This is a genomic window from Methylophaga sp. OBS4 (assembly GCF_026319305.1).
Classification (GTDB): domain Bacteria; phylum Pseudomonadota; class Gammaproteobacteria; order Nitrosococcales; family Methylophagaceae; genus Methylophaga.
Genome location: NZ_JAPDMV010000054.1, coordinates 1 through 9,415, shown reverse-complemented (window position 1 = coordinate 9,415; position 9,415 = coordinate 1). Strand labels below are relative to the sequence as shown.

The following is a 9,415-nucleotide window of genomic DNA, read 5'->3' as shown; positions in this document are numbered from 1 at the left end:
ACCCAGCGCTGTATCCAGCTTGTGTTCAGCAACCCATTGTTTGACTGTGTATACTACAGATTGCACTTCCTGCTCGTCCAGGTTCAGCATTTTTGCTGTGTCGCTGATAATACCGCTATCTGGATTGCTTTGCGGCTGCTCATCGTTGCTGGCTGTTGCTGGCATCTCTGCATTATCGGCAGCCGAATCAGCGGCATCCTGGGCGGGTGAAGCAGCCTCATCTGACTGCATATCAGCCATCGTCGCAGCAGCAAGTTCCGGCTCTTCCTCTTCCAGCATAGCTTGCAGCCTGGCCAGATCATTATCTTTCAATGAAAGCAATCTACTCATGGTTTCAAGCTGTTCTTCCATCGCATCCATACGCGCTTTGAAATCCAGATTTTCCTGTGCCTGAGCTTCGATGGTTTCCTGTGCCAGGGTTAACTGCTCAGTCAGTTGTCTGACATCAGGATTGCCCTGAGCATTAAGTTCGGCATCATCTTCGGTAGTGGCTTCTTCAGGTGCAACCAGTTTTAATCTGGCATCCTCTTCAACAGCAGTTGCATCGCTCGCTGCGACAGCAGTCTCTTCTTCACCAGATGATTGTGTTTCAGTTACTGTTTGTTCTGATTTTGCCGGCGGCTCTGAGTCGATGACTGTAGTAGAAACAGGTTTTTTATTACGGTCTTTCCACAGCTGGTTCTGTTCACCCACTGCAGCCACTGCTGCCGACTTAGTCAAAGCTTTTATGCTGTCAGCAGAAGGGATTTGCAGTGTGTAACCCGCTTTCAGACCGTTGATATTCTGCCCGCTGAAAGCATCCTGATTGGCTTTCAACAACGCCATCATCATCTGATGAACAGAAATGCTCTGATCAGGACGGGTTTTAAGTGCAATATTCCACAGTGTGTCATTGCGCTGTACCGGCCCGTAGCTGGTCGCACTCTGACCAGCGTCTGCGTACTGGTAACGTGTTGTAGTAGGTTTGGTTTCAGCCGGCGACGGACTGCTGCTAGCAGAACTGGATGATGAAGCAGCACGCGTTTCAGCCAGTACATACTCGGGGGGATCCAGCAATACCGTGTATTCTCGGATCAATCGCCCCTGGCCGGCAGTGGCTGTCAGTAAAAAGTCAAGGAAAGGTTCCTTGATCGGCCGCTTGGATGTTACCAGGATTCTGGTCTTACCCTGACGATCGACGATGTCGAATTCAAACTGACTGAGTAGAATGCTGCGCTCCAAACCGGCTTTATCAAACTCGTCACTGGATGCGATTCTGACCTGCAGATTTTCTTTTTCATCTGCCTTCAGCGCAGTAACATCAATCTCGGCCTTGAAAGGCTCGTTCAAAGCAGACATCAACTCCAGTTTGCCCAGACCGAATGCCTGAGTTGTCAGGGGAGTAAAAACACCAATCGTTGAAGCCACTGCCAGACTGGCTAATAAATTACGTTTCATTTTCATCCCCTTATTTTCCCTAAGCTATTCAGAGATATTTATCGACCAGCACTTCTGCAATTTGAATACTGTTTAATGCAGCACCTTTACGTACATTATCCGCAACCACCCACAAATTCAAACCTTTGGGATGAGAGATATCCTCACGGATGCGGCCGACATAGACGGGATCGTGTCCGGACCCTTCTGTAACTGCTGTCGGATAGCCCCCATCCTCGTGTTCATCCAGGAGTACAACCCCTTCGGCTTCCGCCATCAATTTTTTGCATTCAGCAGCAGTGATTTTGTCACGGGTTTCAATATGAATGGCTTCAGAATGACCATAAAACACCGGCACACGCACCGCAGTCGGGTTCACCTGAATAGTGTCATCACCCATGATCTTGCGGGTTTCCCAGACCATTTTCATTTCTTCCTTGGTGTAACCGTTTTCCTGAAATACATCAATCTGCGGCAACACATTGAACGCGATCTGTTTGGGATAAACCGAGGTTTCAACCGCACGACCATTTAGCAATGCAGCGGTCTGCTTGGCTAATTCTTCCATAGCAGGTTTACCGGTGCCGGATACAGCCTGATAGGTACAAACATTGATACGGGTAATGCCCACCGCATCATAAATGGGTTTCAACGCCACCATCATCTGAATAGTCGAACAGTTGGGGTTGGCGATAATGCCGCGATTAGTATATCCAGCAATGGCGTCTGGATTAACTTCCGGCACAACCAGCGGAATATCGTCGTCATAGCGAAACTGCGAAGTATTATCGATCACCACGCAACCTGCCGCTGCCGCTTTCGGCGCATAAATGGCAGAGACGCTGGCACCGGGAGAGAACAAACCGACTTGTACTTTGGAGAAATCAAATTCTGCCAGATCTTCAACGACCAGTGATTTGTTACCGAAACTGACTCTGCTGCCTGCACTGCGTTCACTAGCCAGGGCATAAACTTTGCCCACAGGAAACTGACGCTGATGCAGAATTTCCAGCATGGTTTCACCAACTGCACCGGTTGCGCCTACGACTGCAACATCAACTTTTTTACTCACACATCACCTATATCTTTTGGTTACAGGGCCGCCACTACGGCGTCACCCATTTCGGAAGTACTGACTTTTTTCATGCCTTCCGAATAAATATCCACTGTTCTGAAACCGGCATCGAGCACCTTGCTGACTGCATGTTCGATACGCTCCGCCATTTCAGGTTCGTCCAGCGTGTACCGCAACATCATAGCAGCTGAGAGAATTGTCGCCAGCGGGTTAGCCATATTCTTGCCAGCAATATCAGGTGCGCTGCCATGTATCGGCTCGTACATACCCTTGCTGTTCTCATCCAGCGACGCCGACGGCAGCATACCGATTGATCCGGTCAGCATCGACGCACAGTCAGACAGAATGTCACCGAACATATTGGTGGTGACCATCACATCGAACTGTTTGGGCGCGCGCACCAGCTGCATCGCCGCATTATCGACATACATATGACTGAGTTCGACATCAGGATAGCTTTTTGCCAATCGTGTCATGGTTTCACGCCATAATTCTGTGCTTTCCAGCACATTTGCTTTATCTACAGAACATACGCGTCCCTGGCGTTTAGTTGCGATATCAAAAGCGACCTTGCCAATCCGATTAATTTCACTTTCACGGTAAACCAGTGTGTTGAAACCTTCTTTTTCGCCATTGTCCAGAGTACGGATACCGCGCGGCTGACCAAAATAAATGCCGCCGGTAAGTTCGCGCACAATCATCAGATCCAGCCCAGCTACCACCTCCGGTTTCAGCGTGGAAGCGCTTGCCAGTTGAGGATAGAGAATCGCTGGTCGCAGATTGGCGAACAGATTGAGTTCAGCGCGAATACCCAGCAAGCCTTTTTCAGGTCTGACGCTGATATCCAGAGATTCCCATTTATAACCGCCTACAGCGCCCAACAGAATAGCATCGGCCGACTTGGACAAGGTCAGCGTTTCCTCAGGCAAAGGCGTACCGGTTTCATCATAAGCTGCACCACCGATAAGACCATATTCGAGACTGATATCCAGACCTTCGGTGCTGAGCTTTTCCAGTACTTTCACTGCTTCAGCGACAATTTCAGGTCCAATGCCGTCGCCAGGCAAAACTGCAATTTTTTTTGTCATTATCTTTTCTTTTTGTCTATGTCTTGATTTTAATCAGGAAAACAGCCAAGGCGCTTCCTGTTTGCGTTTTTGTTCATACGCTTCAATGTCGTCGGTATGTTGCAACGTCAGCCCGATATCATCAAGGCCTTCCAGCAGACAATGTTTTTTAAAGCTATCAACGTCGAATGGAATGACTTCACCATCGGGCAGTGTAATCGTCTGGGCCGGTAAATCAACCCGTAGCTGATAACCCGGAGTGGCATTAACCTGCTCAAACAGCTTATCAATCAATGACTCTTCCAGCGTGATCGCCAGAATACCGTTCTTGCTGGTATTGCTGTAAAAGATATCGGCAAAGCTTGGCGCAATGATGACACGAATGCCAAAATCATCCAGCGCCCAGACCGCATGTTCACGACTGGAACCACAGCCGAAGTTTTCACGTGCCAGCAGGATCGAACCGCCCCGGTAACGGGGCTGATTCAGTTCAAAGTCAGGATTGAGCGGACGCTGGCTACAGTCCTGTCCCGGTTCACCATGATCCAGATAGCGCCACTCGTCAAACAGATTGGGGCCAAAACCCGTTCGTTTGATCGACTTGAGAAATTGCTTGGGAATAATGGCATCAGTATCCACATTGGGTCGATCCATCGGAATAACGATACCGGTTTCAACAGAAAATTTTTGCATTACGCGCTTTCACCTCTTAATTAGCAGCGTTTAAAGTCAGATAGAAGCTCACCGGCACAGCGTGACTGATACTGGGTAAACCTGCGAGTTCACGCAATTTTTCGACGCCTTGCACCAGTTCATAGTCAGCGACACTCAATATTATAGGTTTAGCCGACACAACCAGTAGTTCACTGTCTGAGATCCTGGTCACCAATACCTCAGATGTCAGGGGTTGTGACTGTCCATGAAGACTGAGTTCGCCCTCTATGGTCATGGTAGTGGACTGTGCAACCTCTAAAGCATCAATAACCACAGAATCTACCTCAGCCGTGATCCTGGCTTTGGGAAATTCCACGATATTGAACAAAAATTCACGCATACGGCTGTCACGAATTTCAATACCGGTATCGACACTGGCCAAATCGATATCCAGGCTGAATTGCCCGGATTCACTCAAGCCACCGGCGAGCTGACCAAAATGATGCACTTCAGCTATATTTACTTTCTTGGTGGACACAAAACTCAACTGGGATTGCTCATTATTAACCAGCCACTGACCGGCCTGCGCAACAGCACTCAGCAACAGCAAACTTAGCAGATAGGATGATTTTTGCAGATATTTCATTATCTCGCTCCTTTATTCGTTGATCGGTGTTATTTCGCTTTCAACAGATTCGTGCTGCTGTTTCAACTCATCGATCGACCGTGTCAGTTCTTCCTGAACCGGTGATTTGAGGACAATAATTTCAACACGTCGGTTCTTGGCACGATTAACATTCGAATCATTAGGTGTCAGGGGTTTGGTATCAGCATACCCCTCCAGATAAAAACGTTCAGCCGGCATATCACCGAAATCAAGCAATTCATGTACCACCGACGTCGCCCGTGATGTTGACAGTTCCCAGTTGGAACGGTATCGCGCCGTGTTAATCGGCACGTCATCCGTGTGACCGGCGACGGCAATCAGCCCGTCGGTCATCAATAATACATCATGGATCTTTTGTAGAATGGGAATAAAGTCATTATTAAGCCGCGCGTCGCCTGATGGAAACGATCCTTTCTCACGAATCCTTATCACGATGCGGTTGAACTGACTCTCAACCACGATCAACCCGTCATTAATTTCTTTTTCCAGCGCTTCTTTAAATTTTTGTGTTTCCTCAGCTATTTCCTGTTCCTGCCGCCGGGCAGCCGCTTCCTTGTCCATTGTGACTTTAAGGGCATCCTTTGCTTCATCTATCGTATCTTGTCTGACCACCTTAAGCGGGGTCGGCCTGGGCTCCCCCGGACTGAACTCCTGCGCAATAATACTGGTTCCTTTAGGAATTTGATTAGCCGCCACTTCCCGCTGCACACCAAATGCGTTTTCCAATGACTTGACGACCATTTTGTATTTGAAAGCATCCATCTCGGCAAAAGACAGCAGCAATACAAAAAAGCACATCAACAAAGACATCAAGTCAGCAAAGGTCGCCATATAGGCGGGCAGCCCCTCTGCGTCACGTTTGATTCTCTGTGCGTTATCACTCATAAGTTAAGGGCAGTCTGATCCAACACGAAAAATCAGGGAGCCTGTTCTTCAGTCTCACGTTTGGAAGCGGGCAGAAAGTTTTTCAGAATCTCTCCCAGCACTTTTGGATTCTGACCTTCCTGAATCCCGAGAATGCTCTCGATAATGATACTTTTGTTCATCAATTCTTCGGTACTGCGCAACGACAGCTTATCGGCAATAGGTAAAGCAAACATATTCGCCAGCATCGCGCCATAAAGCGTGGTGAGCAAAGCAATGGCCATCGCCGGGCCGATGGATTTAGGATCCGACATATTGGTCAGCATCTGTACCAGCCCCACCAAGGTACCAATCATGCCCATTGCCGGAGCCGCATCACCAATAGCCTTGAAAATCTGCTGGCCGATACCGTGACGATTGACCGTTTCATTCATTTCGGTCACCAGTGCTTTTTTTACCACCGCCGGTTCGTGACCATCAACCAGCATATTGATACCTTTTGCCAGCACCGGGTTGGCAATCTCTTGTTTTTCCAGTGCCAGCAAGCCTTCCTTGCGAGCGATGGCGGCCAGTTCCACCACCGTTTCGATAATTTGTTCAGGAGATTCAGCTTTATGCAGGAATGCTTTTGTCGCCGTTTTCATCGAGCCGATAAACTGACCCAAAGTAAAGCGCATCAGCACCACGGCAAAGGTACCACCGAGAACAATTGCAAATGAAGGTGCATTAACAAATGTGCTGGCAGCGGCTCCCAGCGCTATAGTTGCGACAATCAAACCCCAGGCAACAACAAGGCCAAGAAGCGTAGCAAGATCCACAAATTACCCCCCATTACGTACACTGAAACAGAATCACCGCAAAATCAGGGGATAATTCTACCGAATAGTTGTTGAAAAATCTCCAGGATTCAGTTGCTGTTTCAGCTTCACCTCTGATGTACATAAAAAAGCGTCAATCAATGCAGAGGAATATATTCCGAAACAACCTGGAAATGCCTGCCTCAGAGCCGCTAACGCTGAAAGGCCATATGATGTCTTTTATGTTTTTTGTGACGATAAACTATCGCGGCCGGTAACACCATCAGTACCAGCAGCAAAAACACCATAACCAGCGGCCACAACAACGGCTGATTCCACTCGGCCTGCAGCTGTTTTCTGAGATCGGTGTCCAGACGGCGATATTTCAATGTATTGTTAGCCATCAGATTGGACTTGATATTGTAATTCCAGGCATGGTAAAGAGAGAATTGTTTGGGGTGAAACCCCCACACCCAGGGGGCATCTTCACGGGCGATAGCAACCATTTCCTCAATAATTTTCTGCCGCTCGGCAGTGTTCGCCATCACTCGCATCTTCTCAAACAATTTGTCAAACGCCTCATTTTTATAATTAGCGGCATTTTCGCCACCGGAGTTGACTTTGCCATTGGGGCCATACAGTAAAAACAGGAAGTTCTCTGGGTCAGGATAATCTGCATTCCAACCCCATTGAAACAGTTGCGCCTGCCCTTGACGTATTTTGTCCTGAAAACGGTTGTAATCTGTGCTGCGTATGACCAACTGTACTTTCAGTTTACGAAACTGTTTTCTCAGCCAGTCAAGTTGCGCTTTGCTGTCCGGCCCACTGGCAGGCACATCGAAGTACAAAACCAGCGGCTTGCCGGTTTCTGCATCACGTCCTCTCGGATAGCCTGCTTCTGCCAATAATTGTCTGGCTTCTTCTATGGATCTGCGATTAGCCTTACCATCTTGCCAGGTATAGGTGTAGTCATTGATGCCGGCTTCGCCCTCAACATAACCAAAAATACCGGGCGGCACCGGTCCCTGGGCAGGAATACCACGGCCATTGGCAAATATGGAAATGTACTCTTCATGGTCGATGGCAATGGAAATCGCCCGCCGCAGTTTTTTGGCTTGTTCGGTGTAACCCCCGACCACAGGGTCCAGCATATTAAATCCGATATAAAACGTGGAGGTGCCCACCGCGGTTTCCAAGCGAATACCTTTCTGCTTCATTTCATCACTGAGGCCGAAATCACCTGACGAAGATACCTGCACCGCTTGGTCGAAACTGTCTGAACTTATACCGCTAACATCATAATATCCCTGGATAAACTTACCCCAGTAAGAAGTGTTTTCCTTTTCCAGAGTAAACACAACCTTATCTATCATCGGCAAAGCCTTACCTGCATCATGCAGCAGACCTGCTTCACGATCGCCGGCCTCTCCTTCGCTGGGATATTGCTCGCCATGGAAAAGTGGATTTCTGCTTAATACCATGCGTTGATTGGGATCATTCTCGGTCATATAAAATGGTCCCGTGCCCACCGGGTACCAGTCTATGGAAATATTTTTCTGCTCAAGTCCGGGCTGATCGTAAAAATGCTCTGCTTCCCAGGGAATGGGGGCAAAAAACGGCATGGCCAGCCAGAAACGAAGTTGGGGATATTTACCATAAACGGTGATTTCGTAATGATGATCGCCCAGAGTACGGACACCTGAAATCTCATATTGTCTTAAATCAATAGCTTCACCACGCTGCCTCAGCTCACGTAATTGCTGCGCATATTCCTTCAGGCCGACGATATGATCAGACATCAATCCCAGAATGGGCGAGTGTATTTCCGGATGTGCCAGCCTTTTTATCTGATAAACAAAATCCTTTGCTTTCAGCACACGGGTGTCTGTTTGCTCAAAATCAGACAGACTGTAAATATCATCCAGTTCTGACTCGTTCAGTTGATGATAGAGAAAAGTCCCCTGCTCGTCTCTGGCAAAAGCCGGATGCGGCTGATACAAAATATCCGGTTTGATGGTGATGTTATAAACCGTAAATGCCACCTGAGTTTCCGGCTCATCCTCTGTCAACGGTTTGGCATTTTCATCCAGATAGGTTACTTGCGGCATATCCTGCGCGGTCAACGGCACCAGCTGATAAGGACGTTTCAGATAGTGATACTGATAAGGCGGTTCATAAATCTGTCCGGTAATGGCAATTTCGTTAGCGCTGTATGAACGGGCCGGATCGAGATGTTTGGGACGCAACGTGAATGAGCTATACAATACGGCTTCTTCAGCGTCACTCGCCGGATAGGGTGAATTGATTGCCTGAATATCGCAACCTGTCAGCACAATCAGAAATAACCAGCTCAATACATTCTTGTATGTCATACAACTCCTAATTCAGATGTCCGGGCCCTGTGTACTGACTAGAATTATAACGGGATTACTGCATGCCTGCTCTTCCCGTCATTTGCAAAATCAGGTAACTTATCACGATTTATCCGCAGTTTTCAGGAGAGACTCATGGGTTTTCTACAAGGCAAACGTGTATTGATTGTGGGCGTTGCCAGCCCGCGCTCTATTGCAGCCGGTGTTGCACAGGCCATGGCACGTCAAGGTGCTGAGCTGTCCTTCACCTATCAGAATGACAAGCTCAAATCCCGCGTTGAAAAAATCGCCGAAGAATGTGGAGCCGACCCGGCCTTGATCTTTCCCTGCGATGTCAGCAGTGATGAACAGATTGATGCTGTATTTGCTTCACTGTCACAACATTGGGACGGACTCGATACCATTGTTCACTCAGTCGCTTTTGCCCCCCGTGAGCAATTACAGGGCAGCTATGTAGACAGCGTCACCCGTGAAGGCTTTGCCATGGCCAATGATATCAGTGC

At 48.3% G+C, this 9,415-nt stretch carries 9 protein-coding genes; 1 reads left to right on the top strand and 8 read right to left on the bottom strand.

Translation table 11 applies throughout. The annotated features are described in order from the left end of the window. From OMP95_RS12130 to OMP95_RS12095, 8 genes are all read right to left on the bottom strand, one after another. The coding region (locus OMP95_RS12130) for a FimV family protein (RefSeq protein ID WP_266329205.1) at nt 1-1,437 on the bottom strand (1,437 nt) is incomplete at its 3' end. 28 nt (nt 1,438-1,465) lie between these two features. After that, nucleotides 1,466-2,488, bottom strand: a complete 1,023-nt coding sequence (locus OMP95_RS12125; protein ID WP_266329203.1) for an aspartate-semialdehyde dehydrogenase — start codon at nt 2,486-2,488, stop codon at nt 1,466-1,468. Nucleotides 2,489-2,508: 20 nt separating this feature from the next. Next, a complete protein-coding gene (gene leuB / locus OMP95_RS12120) occupies nt 2,509-3,579 on the bottom strand; it encodes a 3-isopropylmalate dehydrogenase (protein ID WP_266329201.1) in 1,071 nt (356 codons plus the stop codon). A gap of 33 nt (nt 3,580-3,612) precedes the next feature. Then, nucleotides 3,613-4,251 (bottom strand): 3-isopropylmalate dehydratase small subunit, encoded by a 639-nt coding sequence (gene leuD / locus OMP95_RS12115; protein ID WP_266329199.1) that lies wholly within the window; start codon nt 4,249-4,251, stop codon nt 3,613-3,615. A 16-nt stretch (nt 4,252-4,267) separates the two neighbouring features. Further along, nucleotides 4,268-4,858 (bottom strand): YceI family protein, encoded by a 591-nt coding sequence (locus tag OMP95_RS12110; protein WP_266329197.1) that lies wholly within the window; start codon nt 4,856-4,858, stop codon nt 4,268-4,270. 12 nt (nt 4,859-4,870) lie between these two features. Next, nucleotides 4,871-5,764, bottom strand: a complete 894-nt coding sequence (locus tag OMP95_RS12105) for a MotB family protein (RefSeq protein ID WP_266329195.1) — start codon at nt 5,762-5,764, stop codon at nt 4,871-4,873. Nucleotides 5,765-5,796: 32 nt separating this feature from the next. Then, nucleotides 5,797-6,561: a flagellar motor protein PomA gene (gene pomA, locus OMP95_RS12100; RefSeq protein WP_266329193.1), complete on the bottom strand. Its 765-nt coding sequence runs from the start codon at nt 6,559-6,561 to the stop codon at nt 5,797-5,799. A gap of 191 nt (nt 6,562-6,752) precedes the next feature. After that, entirely contained in the window at nt 6,753-8,912 is a 2,160-nt protein-coding gene (locus OMP95_RS12095; RefSeq protein WP_266329191.1) for an ABC transporter substrate-binding protein, read from the bottom strand. 135 nt (nt 8,913-9,047) lie between these two features. Between OMP95_RS12095 and OMP95_RS12090 the strand changes: the two genes are divergently transcribed. Then, the coding region (locus OMP95_RS12090; RefSeq protein ID WP_266329189.1) for an enoyl-ACP reductase FabI at nt 9,048-9,415 on the top strand (368 nt) is incomplete at its 3' end.